General features: G+C 31.8%; 21 protein-coding genes. 19 read left to right on the plus strand and 2 right to left on the minus strand.

Translation table 11 applies throughout. The features are described from left to right. The first annotated feature begins 899 nt into the window (after window positions 1-899). The 8 genes from ACREWB_RS11545 to ACREWB_RS11580 all read left to right on the plus strand — a co-directional run bounded on the left by ACREWB_RS11545 (window position 900) and on the right by ACREWB_RS11580 (window position 4739). Window positions 900-1052 (plus strand): lmo0937 family membrane protein, encoded by a 153-nt coding sequence (locus ACREWB_RS11545; RefSeq protein WP_431547584.1) that lies wholly within the window; start codon window positions 900-902, stop codon window positions 1050-1052. Between the two features lie 67 nt (window positions 1053-1119). Then, window positions 1120-1914: a PRC-barrel domain-containing protein gene (locus ACREWB_RS11550; RefSeq protein ID WP_431547585.1), complete on the plus strand. Its 795-nt coding sequence runs from the start codon at window positions 1120-1122 to the stop codon at window positions 1912-1914. Between the two features lie 241 nt (window positions 1915-2155). Beyond that, complete coding sequence (locus ACREWB_RS11555; protein ID WP_431547586.1) at window positions 2156-2830, plus strand: hypothetical protein; 675 nt, start codon at window positions 2156-2158, stop codon at window positions 2828-2830. A 63-nt stretch (window positions 2831-2893) separates the two neighbouring features. Beyond that, window positions 2894-3034 (plus strand): hypothetical protein, encoded by a 141-nt coding sequence (locus ACREWB_RS11560; protein WP_431547587.1) that lies wholly within the window; start codon window positions 2894-2896, stop codon window positions 3032-3034. 380 nt (window positions 3035-3414) lie between these two features. Beyond that, window positions 3415-3573, plus strand: coding sequence for a hypothetical protein (locus ACREWB_RS11565; RefSeq protein WP_431547588.1), 159 nt, complete (start codon window positions 3415-3417; stop codon window positions 3571-3573). Window positions 3574-3612: 39 nt separating this feature from the next. Then, on the plus strand, window positions 3613-3786 hold the full coding sequence (locus ACREWB_RS11570) for a bacteriocin immunity protein (RefSeq protein ID WP_431547589.1): 174 nt from the start codon (window positions 3613-3615) through the stop codon (window positions 3784-3786). A 338-nt stretch (window positions 3787-4124) separates the two neighbouring features. Next, entirely contained in the window at window positions 4125-4319 is a 195-nt protein-coding gene (locus tag ACREWB_RS11575; RefSeq protein WP_431547590.1) for a hypothetical protein, read from the plus strand. Between the two features lie 126 nt (window positions 4320-4445). Then, window positions 4446-4739: a hypothetical protein gene (locus tag ACREWB_RS11580; RefSeq protein ID WP_431547591.1), complete on the plus strand. Its 294-nt coding sequence runs from the start codon at window positions 4446-4448 to the stop codon at window positions 4737-4739. A gap of 409 nt (window positions 4740-5148) precedes the next feature. Here the strand turns inward: ACREWB_RS11580 and ACREWB_RS11585 are convergent, their stop codons facing one another. Then, complete coding sequence (locus ACREWB_RS11585; RefSeq protein ID WP_431547592.1) at window positions 5149-5424, minus strand: recombinase family protein; 276 nt, start codon at window positions 5422-5424, stop codon at window positions 5149-5151. Further along, window positions 5343-6137, minus strand: a complete 795-nt coding sequence (locus ACREWB_RS11590; protein WP_431547593.1) for a recombinase family protein — start codon at window positions 6135-6137, stop codon at window positions 5343-5345. The genes ACREWB_RS11585 and ACREWB_RS11590 overlap by 82 nt, the downstream gene beginning before the upstream one ends. A gap of 327 nt (window positions 6138-6464) precedes the next feature. On the opposite strand from ACREWB_RS11590, the gene ACREWB_RS11595 reads away from it, so the two are divergent. The 11 genes from ACREWB_RS11595 to ACREWB_RS11645 all read left to right on the plus strand — a co-directional run bounded on the left by ACREWB_RS11595 (window position 6465) and on the right by ACREWB_RS11645 (window position 13736). Next, complete coding sequence (locus tag ACREWB_RS11595; RefSeq protein WP_431547594.1) at window positions 6465-7448, plus strand: hypothetical protein; 984 nt, start codon at window positions 6465-6467, stop codon at window positions 7446-7448. 76 nt (window positions 7449-7524) lie between these two features. Continuing rightward, the gene (locus ACREWB_RS11600; RefSeq protein WP_431547595.1) at window positions 7525-7875 is read left to right on the plus strand and encodes a hypothetical protein; all 351 of its coding nucleotides are present in this window, start codon (window positions 7525-7527) and stop codon (window positions 7873-7875) included. A gap of 117 nt (window positions 7876-7992) precedes the next feature. Beyond that, window positions 7993-8496 carry a kinase gene (locus ACREWB_RS11605; RefSeq protein ID WP_125001226.1) on the plus strand — a complete coding sequence of 168 codons (504 nt, stop codon included), beginning with the start codon at window positions 7993-7995 and terminating at the stop codon, window positions 8494-8496. A gap of 201 nt (window positions 8497-8697) precedes the next feature. Further along, on the plus strand, window positions 8698-9168 hold the full coding sequence (locus tag ACREWB_RS11610; RefSeq protein WP_431547596.1) for a hypothetical protein: 471 nt from the start codon (window positions 8698-8700) through the stop codon (window positions 9166-9168). A 154-nt stretch (window positions 9169-9322) separates the two neighbouring features. Further along, window positions 9323-9478, plus strand: a complete 156-nt coding sequence (locus ACREWB_RS11615) for a hypothetical protein (RefSeq protein ID WP_431547597.1) — start codon at window positions 9323-9325, stop codon at window positions 9476-9478. 151 nt (window positions 9479-9629) lie between these two features. Continuing rightward, window positions 9630-10172, plus strand: coding sequence for a hypothetical protein (locus tag ACREWB_RS11620; protein ID WP_431547598.1), 543 nt, complete (start codon window positions 9630-9632; stop codon window positions 10170-10172). 74 nt (window positions 10173-10246) lie between these two features. Further along, on the plus strand, window positions 10247-10585 hold the full coding sequence (locus ACREWB_RS11625) for a hypothetical protein (protein WP_431547599.1): 339 nt from the start codon (window positions 10247-10249) through the stop codon (window positions 10583-10585). Between the two features lie 379 nt (window positions 10586-10964). After that, window positions 10965-11390: a hypothetical protein gene (locus ACREWB_RS11630; RefSeq protein ID WP_431547600.1), complete on the plus strand. Its 426-nt coding sequence runs from the start codon at window positions 10965-10967 to the stop codon at window positions 11388-11390. Between the two features lie 461 nt (window positions 11391-11851). Beyond that, window positions 11852-12445, plus strand: coding sequence for a type IV toxin-antitoxin system AbiEi family antitoxin domain-containing protein (locus ACREWB_RS11635; RefSeq protein WP_431547601.1), 594 nt, complete (start codon window positions 11852-11854; stop codon window positions 12443-12445). 213 nt (window positions 12446-12658) lie between these two features. Next, window positions 12659-12805, plus strand: a complete 147-nt coding sequence (locus ACREWB_RS11640) for a hypothetical protein (RefSeq protein ID WP_431547602.1) — start codon at window positions 12659-12661, stop codon at window positions 12803-12805. 280 nt (window positions 12806-13085) lie between these two features. After that, window positions 13086-13736: a Type 1 glutamine amidotransferase-like domain-containing protein gene (locus tag ACREWB_RS11645; RefSeq protein WP_431547603.1), complete on the plus strand. Its 651-nt coding sequence runs from the start codon at window positions 13086-13088 to the stop codon at window positions 13734-13736. The last annotated feature ends 137 nt before the right edge of the window (window positions 13737-13873 follow it).

The raw sequence follows: 13873 nt of genomic DNA on the forward strand, positions 1-13873 counted from the left end.
TAACATTCTAGTTCAGCTGTGAATTATACTTAAAATTTAATTCTCTCACAGCCTGCCGGGGTACGTGAACAAATTGTAACCACAACTTGATTATTGATACTTTGTTGTGTTTTACCTTGCAAGGTTGGGTATTATCAACTTTATAATCGCTTGAATCACATTGATTTCATTTTCTGAACATTTATTAATACAAATAATGAATGTAAAACATCATTATTTGTATTAATATTCACTTGTTCAAAAGACAAAGAATCTATGGAAATGTGTAAACATTCGCAAATATTTATTAATGTATTAACGATCATGCTCCGTTACCCACTTTTTTTTCAATACTTGTTTTTGTTTATATATAGTCTTTCATTTCACATAGTAAAAAGCATACAACATAATAATGTGTATTTTTGCCCATCCCCCCGAAAAGGTGGAATAAGCAAATTATTCGTTAGGCAATATCTGAAATATAGCCAGTTCAAATCTAATTGCCTATATTTGTATTTCAAAATAGGTACTACCCATTTGAAATATATCAGAAATAAATAAGATGTAGTTATGACACATAAAAACAACGAATAAGGACCATTTCATAAAGTACACTTTGTGAAATGGTCCTTATTCCCTCTTTTGAAAGGGATAAACAAAAACACCCTGCAAATAAATTCATTACTTATTATTAATATCTTAAAATTAAGATGGATCATATAAAAGCAATGTTTTGCAACTAATTTGTATAGAAAAACAAATATGTAAAATATTGAAATTAAAAAATTTAATTGTAGAAAAAAGTTGAAAAAAGTTGAAAAAAGTTGAAAATTGGCAATAATAGTGGTACTATACAGATAGAATATTATAAACTTTTAGTAAATTTGTGTTTAAAATTAGTTTACAAAGGAGTGATATGTATGGGAATATTACGTTGGTTAGCGGGAATATTAATAATTTTCTGGTTATTAGGACTGGTGCTTAATATTGGTGGTGGCTTGATACACATCTTAATTGTCATAGCTGTTATAGTATTCATTTTTGACATTATTGGTGGAAGAAGACGATTATAGAAAGAAGTATTTTAAATACAATACAGAAGCTTTTCACAAATAACTGAAAGAAGAAAGGAGAATTATTATGTTAAGCAAAGTCAAAATACTAAAGGGCTACAAGTTGAAATGTCTCGATGGAGAAATAGGTAAGGTCAAAGCATTTTATTTTGATGACCACAACTGGACAATTCAATATTTGATTGCCGACACAGGAAATTGGTTAGTTGGCAGACAGGTGTTAATATCACCGTATGCGTTGAACGGCGTAAATAACGAAGACCAATATATCGTCATCAATTTGACCAAAAATAAGATTGAAAATAGTCCCTCTTTGGCCAGTGACAAACCCATATTACGACAATATGAAGAAGATTACTATACGTATTATGGATGGCCAGTATATTGGGGTGGGCCAAACATCGGGGTAACGGGTGGGCTTTCTCCTTTCATTGCGGGTGGTCAAGATCAAGAAAAATTGATAGAATCAACTCAAGGTGATAAAGGTTGGGATACCCATTTACGTAGCACTCATGAGGTGAATGGCTACACCATTCAAGCCACAGATGGCGAGATTGGACACGTTGAAGATTTTATCATTGATTATGAGACATTGGAAATTCGCTATTTAGTTATTGATACAACGAACTGGTGGCCGAGTAAAAAAATTCTAATTTCACCGAAATGGATAGAGCGTGTTAGTTGGAAAGAATCTAAAGTATTTGTCAACCTTCTTCGTGAGACAATCAAGCAGTCACCGGAATATAGTGAGGAGTCTCTGATAACACGAGACTATGAAAGCAAGCTGCATCAACATTATAATCAACAAGGATATTGGATCAATGAAGAGAATTTCAAGAAAATTTCCCTTTTTTTAATATGAATTTGAATATAGATTAGTTTACATTTAATAAACCTCTATAACTAGCCTATACCACATAGTTGCCACCCTATAAATGAGATTAAAGCTATGTTCTAACTTTAGTTTAACAAGGCCACACAGCAAATCGTTTATATATACCCAGGAAGAAATTCAGCTTATGGTGGAAGATATTACGATTGCAAAATATATTAACATATTAGTTGGAGGCGGATTAAATTTTAATTGTTGTGAGGAGACGAAAATGGAAAAGTATGTTTATGTTGTTATTTCAAGAACACCAACTTCTACAGGGAAATTAGTTAGAAAATTTTTAAAAGAAGAATATAATCATGCTTCAATTAGTTTAGATAAAAATCTAATTCAAATGTATTCATTTTGTAGATTCTCAATTAGTAATCCACTTGTAGGTGGAATTGTACGCGAAAGTGCATTTACTCTTAACATAGGGCGTAAAGAAGATGTTCCTATTAACGTATATCGGATACCGGTAAGTGTAATTAGATATGAATTAATAAGGCGATTTATATATGATATATATAATGATGATGAAATATATTACTATAATTTTCTTCAAGCAATTGGGGTTATTTCTAATAAAAAGCGGTCGGTTTATAAGACATATATATGCACAGAATTTGTAATGGAAGCACTAAAGGAGGGTGGTATTAATGTTCCTTCACTTGAATCCTACCACATAACACCAACAGACATTTGTGAAGTTATGGATAAATTTATATTTTACTCAGGGAATCTTAACAACTATCCTTATAAGCAAAAGGTGAAAACAAAAGAGGATGAACTTTTCTTTTGTAAAACAGGATTTATATATGAAGGGTTACATACGCTGAGACACTTTTGGATGGTTTTATCTAGGGATAGACAAAGCAAAAGGGCTAGCAGCAGGAGTAGAATATAATTTGGAATTAGTAGTAATTCATTGTATAATATAGTAAAGGAATTTATTGAGATATATTCCTTTATGAATATTAGGGTGAAAACAGTGGATAATCACCAGTATACTATTTCTATGAAATTAGAATTAAATGAAAATGACTTTGAAGATATTCCTACTAACCTATTAGGTGCCTCAGGGTATTTATATATGTTTTTAATATTATAAGGCATGGCTCTTATAGCAATATAGATTATAAGAAATATGGCTTGACGTTGTTTAAAAAAGCTCTGAGGTATGCCTTGGAACTTTATTTTTGTCATCTTTTACTTTCTTAGTTATCTTTATTATAATACTTTTATTAATCTTACGTAATTTGTATTTGATTCTGAGCAAGTGGGTCGCTTTGCGCCCACTAAGGTAACTGTTACTTGGGGAAAATAGTAAATAATTATTTGGAATTTAGAGTGAGCATCAATGGCTGGAGTAGTAGCTATTGGTGCTTATTCTATTGAAGTTCGCAATCTCAGTCACTCTGCCTTCAAAAGCACCCTGGGGTAATTACTTTTACAGGTATGTAAAAATAATCTACCGACCCGAATAAAAACATGCTATCTCAAACAGATGGTAAGCTTAATACCAGCAACTATGAGTATAATGCTGCAAACAAAATGACTAGAAAAATTGACAATGGAGGAAGAACAGGAGTTGCTGGAAGCTACATTTATAATCCAGCAAAAACAGAAAGCTACACTTATTTTAGATAAAGGATTCCATTTTAATAAATAATTAAGTCGGAGGTAAAAGTGGAAAACAAATTTAATAGAGTAGAATTAATTGAATTGGTAGAGAAGATAATGAATGCAAAAGGTACAGAAAAAGAAATAGATGATATGATAGAAAAGCTTGAGAAAAATGTTCCTAATCCTGAGGTTAGTGACCTAGTATTTTGGAATAAACAAAATGTTACAGCTGAATAGATTGTTGATAAAGCATTAAGTTATAAATCAATAATATTATAATTACATTTGACCAGCACTTTAGCTTCTGCGTCTTAAAAGTATTGAAAACAGTAGTATTTATGGTAATAAAAATAGTGTATCAAATTCGGAGGTTTTCACTATCAATAAGACCTCATTTTTGTTAGAATATTAACGGAAATGAGGTTTTATAATTGAGGAAAAATTACATTGCAAAACTAGTGAAATATATGAAGAGGGTCTATGATATTGAAAGTAAGCGATGGAACAAATACCGTAATGTAAATTAACCTCACATTTGATATACTTTGATAAAGTAATCGATATGAAGTTTTATTTTGAGAGCCACAACTGAAGCGCTGATTCATGGTACATGGCGCTATGAACCTAAGAGTCAGGGTATATTTTCCTTTAAAGATGATATGGTAGTTTTCATTGAGGATACTGGTCGTGACGGGGTAGGTGTTATTATGTCCTTGTATGATTTAAAAGGCAATCAGCTACTCAAGGGTAAAAAATATAATAATATTTAAATTTTATCTAAAGAATTCATAAGGTGCGGTACGGTTATAGATAAGAGTAAACCTATAATAAAATGGAGTATTTATTCTCCAGAAGGCCTGGAAACTATACAAAATACAAATCTGTGGTCAGCATACTTGCTTCCAGATAAAAACATCATAGCAAACATCCAGCAGAATAATGATTATCTTATGGGGATAATCGACGGTAAAACAAGGAACTGGAGCGTAGAGCCTAGATATCAAAAGATTATTAAATATTCTGATGGCATTGGTGCTGGGGTTCGAAAAATCAAGGGAAAATGTACAGAGGATACTATTATATTTGTCTTAGAGATATTCGATAGTAAAGGAAAGGTACTCTATATTTTAAAGGAGGAGGCTGTGTCTTTAAGTAATTTCACAGAGATTATTTTATCAGTAGATAATTAGCAGATTAATGAGGGGGGGGTGCACTTTTTAGCAGAAAACCCATACAATTTAGCGTTAATGAAAACTAACCTTCAGCCTAAAATTATCGCTAAATTGTATCAAAATCATAGTTATTAGACATACATAAACAATGATTTTGATACAATGGAAAACCCTTGAATTCAGGGGTTTTCGTTGTTTTTTGGATTAAATGCAAGCTGGAATTAGAGACTGAAAGCACAAAAACTTGGATTGAATTGAAATAAATGCACACCACCTATGGATTTTAGTGTAGGGGGGTGTGCATTTTTAGCTTGGGGTGTGCACTTTTTAGCGTAAATAGAAAGCTAGTGTTTTAGCGACTTTGAGTATGATTACAAAATAAATGCAGCAATTCTCTCAGCAATCATGATTTGGTAAAAAATTTAGCCTACTTATCATTATTTTCTGTTATTGTTGATCTTTTCATACTGTAGTGAGTAGTTCTGCGAGTCACATTATCAGCAACTACTTGAATATTGCTACGTCTTGTTTTTTCTAACTGAACTTTATCAAATAATTCCTGCGAAATAATAGGAAAGTGGCAGTCTATTGCTAAATATTTCTGGAATTCACCTTTGTTGATCATTCTTTTATTGTTAGGATATTCAAGGCCGTAAGTTTTCCCAACCAACACATTGCCCGTGTATTTTTCATTTGAAAGCATTGTATCAATTGCACGCTTCGCCCAATGATTTTGCCTGTTGGAGACTTTATACATTCTTCTTCAAGATAACGAATTATTGCTAGAATGCTATATCCATTAAGATATAACTCATAAATTTTTTGTACTACTTTGGATTGATCTTCATCTATGACAATATTTCCATCATAAGCATTAATATAGCCATAACATTTGCGATTATAAAATTTTGAGTTTCCTCTCTCAAAGCCACATCGGATACCCCACCTGATATTTTGGCTTCTTGATTCACTATCAGCTTGCGCTACTGCTTCGAGAATAGATAGCAGAAAAGTCTTACTTGTCTCTGAAGTATTAATGTTTTCAACCTCAAAGTACACATCAACAAGCAGGCTACGCAATTTATTTATAACATCGAGTATGTCCACTGTATTGCGTCCAAATCGACTTACTGATTTGGTAATTATCAAGTCGATTTTGCGGTCATAGCAATCCGAGAGCATTCTTTGGAATTCTACCCTGTCGGTAGTATTTTTCCCGGATTTAATATCTGCATATACATCAACCAGTTCCCAATCAAGGTGCCGCTTAACAATTTGCTTATATTGGTGGATTTGGTTGTTAAGGCTTTCTATTTGATCAGCATGCGCCGTGCTGACTCTACAGTATATTGCTACCTTCACTTTTAGCATGAGATGTATTCTCTCAATTTTCGTGACTTTTCTTTCATTAATCATTTTCGCATCATTCCTTTAAAAGAGTTGAAAAGATAAAATTTCCATACTCACATGTATCTCATATGAAAATTTCATCCAATATAATGATTATTGCCAAATTGTAATAAAATAATTAGCCTAACCAACTCACTTCGGAATTAGATTTATGTTTAGGCTATGTTAAAGAGTAGTGTTGAAAATCATACACACCAATTATAGCCAATATTATCCTTTTGTTGTATAATGGAGTTAATTCGGACATGTAATTTTATGTTCAACAGTAAAAAATTATAGACTAACAATTGTTTATCATACCGATAAATAGTAATTTGAAAGAGAGGACCCTCAATGAAAATACAAGAAGCCAAAAACACACTAATATCAATAATTAATAGAGTTGAGAAGGCTGATTTATATTTTAGCGGTCTTATCAATAAGTCCGAATTTATTGCACAGATGATATTTGAAATCATAAAAAATCAATATTTTAACAAACTTCCAACGGCATCTTTGCGCCAGTATGCCATTGGCTCAAAACAGGAATACTCCGGATTGGATTCCGAATATGAACAGATTAAGCGAAAACACAAAATGGCTTTGCTTGAACAAGATAAACTACACCAGAGTATCGGGATGGTTTTACCTAAAAATGATATGAGCAATATAAATACTCGACTTGAAGGGTATCATTATAATCATTTACAATCACGACAAATACAAAACTACGGGAATCTTGAAATTATTACGACTCTTTCAAAAGGACAGATGCCTGATAGCAAAAAGATAAACCGTGCAAGATTCAAGGATATATATTGCCAATATGATAAATTTATACGCAATATGAGGGATGAAGCGGTTCTATCACCAGACAAAAGGGTTACTAATGCTATTGATTTTTATGATCTCCAAAATCGAATGAAAATCGAATTAACATACAACCTTGTGCTCGTTATGGAAAAATATAACGTACACGATTATCCAGCACAGAGGGCTTCATTTTTTGTATTAGGCGCATTTGGCGAAGGTATTTCGCTTCAAAATCGCTTTCTTTTGCAGCAAAATAAATGGTTTCCTTATGTTTTTGGTGAAAAGCAAACAGAATACGAAGATACCGTTGGTTTATTTATTGCTCTTTTGCGGCTAAAAAAAGAAGTTATGAATTATTTCTACAACCTAACAAAAGACTGTGCTTTTGAGATAGACGAAGCAGCTTCATTTATACAAAAAGAATATAATCCATTCTCCATTTTCACAGAGAATAAGGATTGGAGCAACAACAGGATTGATTTAGCCAGAAAGATTCTCAAATCATATTGGATTAGGTCGGAATAGTCATTTCCCGATTTTCGTTCTTAATAGACGAGACAACCTTCAGGTATACTGAATAAAAAAAGGAGGTTGTATATCTATGAAAATGTATGAAAATTGTGAGGTCAAGAGTATTGAATACGAACGCTCTGATACTATTGAAAAACAAGGTCCACGTGATGCTATCACGAAGTATCTTAAAAAAGGATATTACGTTAAAGAAGCTCGAAACGGGTATTGGGTTCTTGTTAGACCATCAAGAGTTATCATTACAGTAAAAAGTTCTGCTGGCACTCAAGATATGAACATGAAGCAGGAAATTCTAGATTATTACGGAAAACAAAAAATATCCGAAAAGCTAGTTGGAAATTTTAAACAAGATATAGATATCAAAAAGATTGTTATCTGCCTTGATGCAAACGGCGATTATCTAATAAAAAATGCGTCTTAATAGTATAGATTATCAACTGTATGAGATTATTTATACTTGGCTCACTATCTCAAATTCCAATTTAAGGCTGAGTAATACAACTAGTAATTTAGTCAATTCAGAAGGGTGAGATATTAGATGGATGGAGTACCGAAATTAATAATACTAAGAGGTAATTCTGGAAGTGGTAAGACTACCACAGGAAAAGCTTTACAAAGAAAATTTGGACATGGTACAATGCTAATTTCACAAGATGTTGTTAGAAGAGAAATGCTATTTGTGAAAGATGGACCTAATACAGAAGCCAGTCAATTATTAAATGAACTCGCACTATACGGGAAAAAACATTGCAATATTATAATCTTAGAAGGAATTTTAAATTCTAACTGGTATAAAAAACTATTTGAAAATTTATTTGATGAATTTGATAAACAAATTTTTGCATATTACTTTGACATTCCTTTTGAAGAAACCCTAATTCGTCATAAACAAAAGCTTAATACCCATGAATTTGGAGAAATAGAAATGAAAAGATGGTGGAATGAAAAAGATTTATTAGATATTATTCCTGAAGTATGCATTCATAAAGAACTAAGTTTAAATGAAATAGTGAATATGATTTATTATGATGTTATAAAGTAATTAATAAACTCAAATTAAGAATGAATAAGATAAATAGGAATTTATATATGAAATGCAATTGTAGATTATTTGTATAATCGAACGTTTGCAACAGGGTGATAAGGCTGTCATATCCAAATTTTATAAATAATAGCGCAATTGAAATGTGGCTTACAGTATTAATCATCTTTGACTTGAAAGCTTAAAAAGGAGTGTACGAGCATGACTAATGAAACCCTTGAACTAATTTGCCGAAATGCCGATATCTCTGTGGGAACACCAATCGGTGATGTTGGAATTATCCTTGATGTCATTGAAAATACAAAAAACCGTAAATTCCAATACTTGAGAAATGGAGAATTAAGATCACATGGTTACAATTTAAGGTTTAATGGCAAACCTTTACCGAAAGGATGTTTCGGATATCAAGATATAATTATCTTGCTTGAAGATAATATTCCTGTTGGTATCGTGTTTCCGATGGGTGAAAGTGATTTGCATGTTTTAGTCTTAGAAGAATATCAAGGCAGGGGTATTATGAGTGATTTTATGAGTAGTGGAATCGTTCATCAACTGAATCCAAGACTTTCGAGTATCTCAACTAATTACTCTCTCGAATTTGAACCAGAAATGTACAGTAAAATGAAGCATCTTGCGTCTAAAGCAGGATTGGAATTACGCATGTCATCTTAACTGGGTGTGAATGTCAACATATGTAGGCATTTACTGCTTATGTTTATTTTCAAAGGCTAACGATATTACTATTATAAGCATAATGTGTAAGTCGACAAATTCCAATTTTTAAGGGTAAGTATTATAAATAGTAATCTGTGAAAGGGGTATTAATATGGATGATAGAGTAAAAGCATTAAGTGGTGGAAATATGGATATAGATTTGACAAGTGCAGGGGTTGATTGGAAACAGACTCAATGCCCGTGGAACACTGCGAATAATACAAAGGAACTTCAATATGCAAGTATTTTTGTGGAATTAAATTTTTAGATAGCGTATTGTGTAGTTATCCTTATGAAAATAGTGAGGTTCTCACAAGAAGTGATATAGATAGAGATTTATGGTAAAATTCTAATTTGAGGTTGATTAATATAAATAGTAATTTAAAGAAGTAAAGAATATTAGAATTGGAGGAAGTAATATGGATAAACAATTAACTTGTGCTGATTGTATAGAAAGATTGATTTCACTTCAAAAGAGTGCGCAAAAAAGAATTATTGAAGCTTTGCAAGAACATAACAATTTTAATATTCCAAGATATGATGGAAAGACTGGTATAGGCGCTAATACATCAAAAAATGACAGAAGATTATTTGTATGGGTTCCAATTTATGATAAAGGCAATGAATATCTTATCACATTGTTTTACAGCGAGATTGACAAAAAATCAGGTAATTGTCATTCACAAGTTGGAAGAATTCAATTTGTAAAGGATATTATCCCATCAAAATATATAGGTTCACCAAATAGTGTACTAAAAGAAGGCAATGATGAGAAAGAACAACCTACTGTGGTTGAATTTTGCTCTTATAAGTGGATAAATTCGCTAGATTATATGGATGGGAAATATACAAAGGAAATGTGCCTAAATAAAAAATGGCTTACCATTGACGATGTGAATTGTGATGACAAAATTCCAATACTCATAGCAGAAGCATTTGAAAAATTTATAGCAGAGGTGTAGCACTTTGAACCACAACTTCCAATCTGTATAGAAGAAGAAAAGTTGGATTTAGAAAGAAAGGAATGGATATAATTATGAAAAAAGAGAAAGTTGAACAATACATTAAAGAAAACAAAGGAACTGCGTTAAAAAGAGCTAGTGAGATTTTAGAAAAAGAAACATCAATGGCAAGTTTTAATGGTATTATTGGAAGTAAAAACGGAACGTATGCCATAGACCCGTTAGATTATGAAGATTCGGAGAAATATATAGAAGATTGGAATCTAAAACATGAAGAATGTTATGCTGTAGAAAAAAACTTTCCTTATGAAAAGGCTTCTCATAGAGTCCACAAGCTTTTGAAAGATGAATTTTTACAAGAATATATAAATAACTATCTAGCTAGAATATATTATAACAAACATGAAAAATAGTAATATGATGATGAATACTTTTACAAATTCCAATTTGTAGTGTAACTATTGCTCATAATTCTTCTATGACGCAATAAATGTAGCCTTGATAGGTTGCCTTTCTATTTCAACATTATTCTTAAACAGAGCCTTTATATAACATAAAAACCTTTGATTTTAAAGTGCTTTGTTGTTTTTATAGAGAAATTTAATGGTGATTAGGCTAAAGTCAAGGCACCGGATTGTGAAAGTTTGTGCACAATTTAGTGGCAATGATTTTGTGGAATCTGCATTAATATTAGGAAGTAATCTTGTTTGAATATCTATAATGACTTGCTATTAATGCTATTAAGAGCGAACATAACACTACCGAAACTAGCGGTAGAAAGGGGAGTTCGCCATGAATCCTAGAAATGTAATCATTATACCACCCACATTCCCAAATCAGCCGAGTCGCTATTTAGGAACACCAGGAAAAACTCATGTAGTAGGTTATTCCCGTGTTGAAAAAGGAACCGGTGCTGGTGTTCAGATTAGAAAAAATATCAGACAACTCATTGCAGATCGACCGGAATGGGAATTGCTATATGTAATGACAGACTACTATCAAACCCAGAATCAAGATTTAACATATCGTAGTTTTTTTAACCTATGCAAAACTATTAGATCAGGAAGTGTTGATGTTCTGATTTTCCATTCTGCGAACAATGGGGAAGAAGATTATCCTATTGCAGAATTGCTGTTTCGGCTTTGTGGGGAATGTAGGATTGAAGCATACATTGCTCGCAACAATTCTCTATTTTCAGTATGCGATTTTATACTATAACGTGTATTTGCTAATTTGTATCAAAATTTGGGTTTAGCCTAATCATCTCATAAAAGAACAACAATATTGATATAATAGAAAACCCTTGAATTCAGGGGTTTTGGTTGTTTTTGAGTTGAAATGCAAGGTGGAAGTTGAGCTGAAAACATAAAATTATTGGTTAGAACGCAATAAATGCACACCCCTATGGGTTTTAAACTTAGGGGTGTGCATTTTTAGGGTGGGGTGTGCACTTTTTAGCGAAATTATAAAGGCTTATTAATATGGTCCATGAAGGCATATGTTGAGATAGTATTAAATCTGAAAGGGAAATTTAGCTAGAAAATAAGGATTACACTATAATTACATGGACTAGTGAGGAATTTTTAGCTTTTTTAAATTTCTAATTTATATTGCAAAATTGTTTACAAACATACTGATTTCAAGTATAATATCAGTATATTTGTAATGAGGTGAAGTAAATGGATTATTTAAATAAATTGGAAAATTTAATTGAGCAAAATAATGGTACATTATTGACAGCAGATTTAGCGCGTCTAAATATCCCACGAACATATTTATCTAAGCTTGTAAGTATAGGAAAATTAGAACGAGTAAGTAGAGGTGTATATGTTTTGTCGGGTGAAATAGAAGATGAGATGTATTATATGCAGATTAAATATTCAAAGTTAATTTATTCACATGAAACAGCTCTGTTTATACATGGGTTATCTGATAGGACGCCCTTTGAATATTCAGCAACTGTACCAAGTAATTATAAGGTTGTAAAAAATATTTCTGAAAGCAATAAGATTTATTATATAAAAAATGAACTACATTTTTTAGGTATTACTACCGCAAAAACTTCTTTTGGAAATGATATTAAATTGTATAATATTGAAAGGACAATTTGTGATATTGTACGAAGCAGAAACAAAATAGACATTCAAATTTTAAATGATGCGTTAAAGAGGTATATTAAACTAAAATCTGCTGATTTTAATTTGCTAGGCGAATATGCGAAAAAATTCCATGTTGACAAAATAATTAAAAAATATATGGAGGTACTTTTATGATTGCTCAATTGATGTAGGTGATGACGTAACATTCTCTTATATTAAGGTTGAGCCCACCAGAGAAGATGATGATTATGGTGGGTACAGGGCAAGTATACAATCTGTTTACGATACAATTATAACACCAATGCAAATTGATATTACAACAGGAGATGCTATAACTCCAAGAGAAATCCTATATAGATTTAAAATGATTTTTATGATATATATATTTTGACAAAAACACAAGATTTCAATAAAAAGCTATTTAATGAAGCGATTTTAAAAACATCGAGACATAGGGGAACAACACATATCTTTGAAAATATTGAAAAAAGAATATCAGTTGTTGAAAACAGTAAAGATTTAAAAAAGCTATGAGATAAATATAAGAAAAATTATAGCTATGCAAAAGATATCTCATTTGAGGATATAGTTCTTGCTTTGAAGGAATTGTTAGTATCAATAAAGGAAGTTAAAAGCATTCCCTTTCAGCCAGTGAATATGGTTCTGCGGACTGGGAGTTAAAAACACCGTAAAGTCACAATTTCAAGACTATGTAAAAGTTGTTGACTTGTAATTTATTGCAATTTATTATGTATATAATCTCAATAATCATTTGATGATTGGTTTGAGTGGTTAATTTAGTTAATTTATATTTGTGGAGGGATACGAAATGAAATTATTATTATCAGGAGGCAACGCCGAAGGCGTTGTCACACTTGACGAATTTTTTGCTTATCAAATTGATTTAAGTCGAACAGTATTATATGTACCAGTCGCTGATAAAGAAACTAATTACGACCAACGCTTTGAATGGTTCAAACGCACTTATAATAAATATGGAATTTTCAATATAGAAATGTGCATTGACCTGAATAAAGCAGTTATAAGCGATATATACACCGCAATATATATCGGAGGTGGCAACACTTTTAAGCTTTTGAAGGAAATAAAAGAGAGTGGATTTGATAAAAAGCTCATTGATTTTATAAATCGAGGTGGATTTGTATATGGCTTATCAGCAGGAAGTATTATTTTTAGTGAAGATATAACGAGTACAACCTATGATAGTGAAAACACTATTGGCTTTGAAGATTCAACAGGACTAAATTTGGTAAAAGGTTTTAACATTTGTTGTCATTATGGGAATGGGGATTATGATAATACAAACTATAAACGAAATAGGATTCAAGAGTATTCAGCGCAGTCATATGGCACAATCGCATTGCCGGATGGTTGTGCGGCTTATATTCAAGATGATACAATTACTTTTATGGGTAGCGGAGTTGTACTGTTTAAGAAACCATAACGTTTATCCATATCCCCCTGTGCTAAGATGGTTGTCGTAGGGAATAATATATGTTATTCTCGAACAAAGGAGAGATGATTATTTTATGACGAGACAAATTAAAAAATATACTAAAGAAGAGAAGGATGGTTTAGTTA

Source organism: Clostridium sp., assembly GCF_050717635.1.
GTDB lineage: Bacteria > Bacillota > Clostridia > Clostridiales > Clostridiaceae > Clostridium_AD.

Coding starts and splice junctions, on each gene's coding strand:
- ACREWB_RS11545 (WP_431547584.1), top strand. CDS start 900: ATGGGAATATTACGTTGGTTAGCGGGAATATTAATAATTTTCTGGTTA.
- ACREWB_RS11550 (WP_431547585.1), top strand. CDS start 1,120: ATGTTAAGCAAAGTCAAAATACTAAAGGGCTACAAGTTGAAATGTCTC.
- ACREWB_RS11555 (WP_431547586.1), top strand. CDS start 2,156: ATGGAAAAGTATGTTTATGTTGTTATTTCAAGAACACCAACTTCTACA.
- ACREWB_RS11560 (WP_431547587.1), top strand. CDS start 2,894: ATGAATATTAGGGTGAAAACAGTGGATAATCACCAGTATACTATTTCT.
- ACREWB_RS11565 (WP_431547588.1), top strand. CDS start 3,415: ATGCTATCTCAAACAGATGGTAAGCTTAATACCAGCAACTATGAGTAT.
- ACREWB_RS11585 (WP_431547592.1), bottom strand. CDS start 5,424: ATGCTTTCAAATGAAAAATACACGGGCAATGTGTTGGTTGGGAAAACT.
- ACREWB_RS11590 (WP_431547593.1), bottom strand. CDS start 6,137: ATGATTAATGAAAGAAAAGTCACGAAAATTGAGAGAATACATCTCATG.
- ACREWB_RS11595 (WP_431547594.1), top strand. CDS start 6,465: ATGAAAATACAAGAAGCCAAAAACACACTAATATCAATAATTAATAGA.
- ACREWB_RS11600 (WP_431547595.1), top strand. CDS start 7,525: ATGAAAATGTATGAAAATTGTGAGGTCAAGAGTATTGAATACGAACGC.
- ACREWB_RS11605 (WP_125001226.1), top strand. CDS start 7,993: ATGGATGGAGTACCGAAATTAATAATACTAAGAGGTAATTCTGGAAGT.
- ACREWB_RS11610 (WP_431547596.1), top strand. CDS start 8,698: ATGACTAATGAAACCCTTGAACTAATTTGCCGAAATGCCGATATCTCT.
- ACREWB_RS11615 (WP_431547597.1), top strand. CDS start 9,323: ATGGATGATAGAGTAAAAGCATTAAGTGGTGGAAATATGGATATAGAT.
- ACREWB_RS11620 (WP_431547598.1), top strand. CDS start 9,630: ATGGATAAACAATTAACTTGTGCTGATTGTATAGAAAGATTGATTTCA.
- ACREWB_RS11625 (WP_431547599.1), top strand. CDS start 10,247: ATGAAAAAAGAGAAAGTTGAACAATACATTAAAGAAAACAAAGGAACT.
- ACREWB_RS11630 (WP_431547600.1), top strand. CDS start 10,965: ATGAATCCTAGAAATGTAATCATTATACCACCCACATTCCCAAATCAG.
- ACREWB_RS11635 (WP_431547601.1), top strand. CDS start 11,852: ATGGATTATTTAAATAAATTGGAAAATTTAATTGAGCAAAATAATGGT.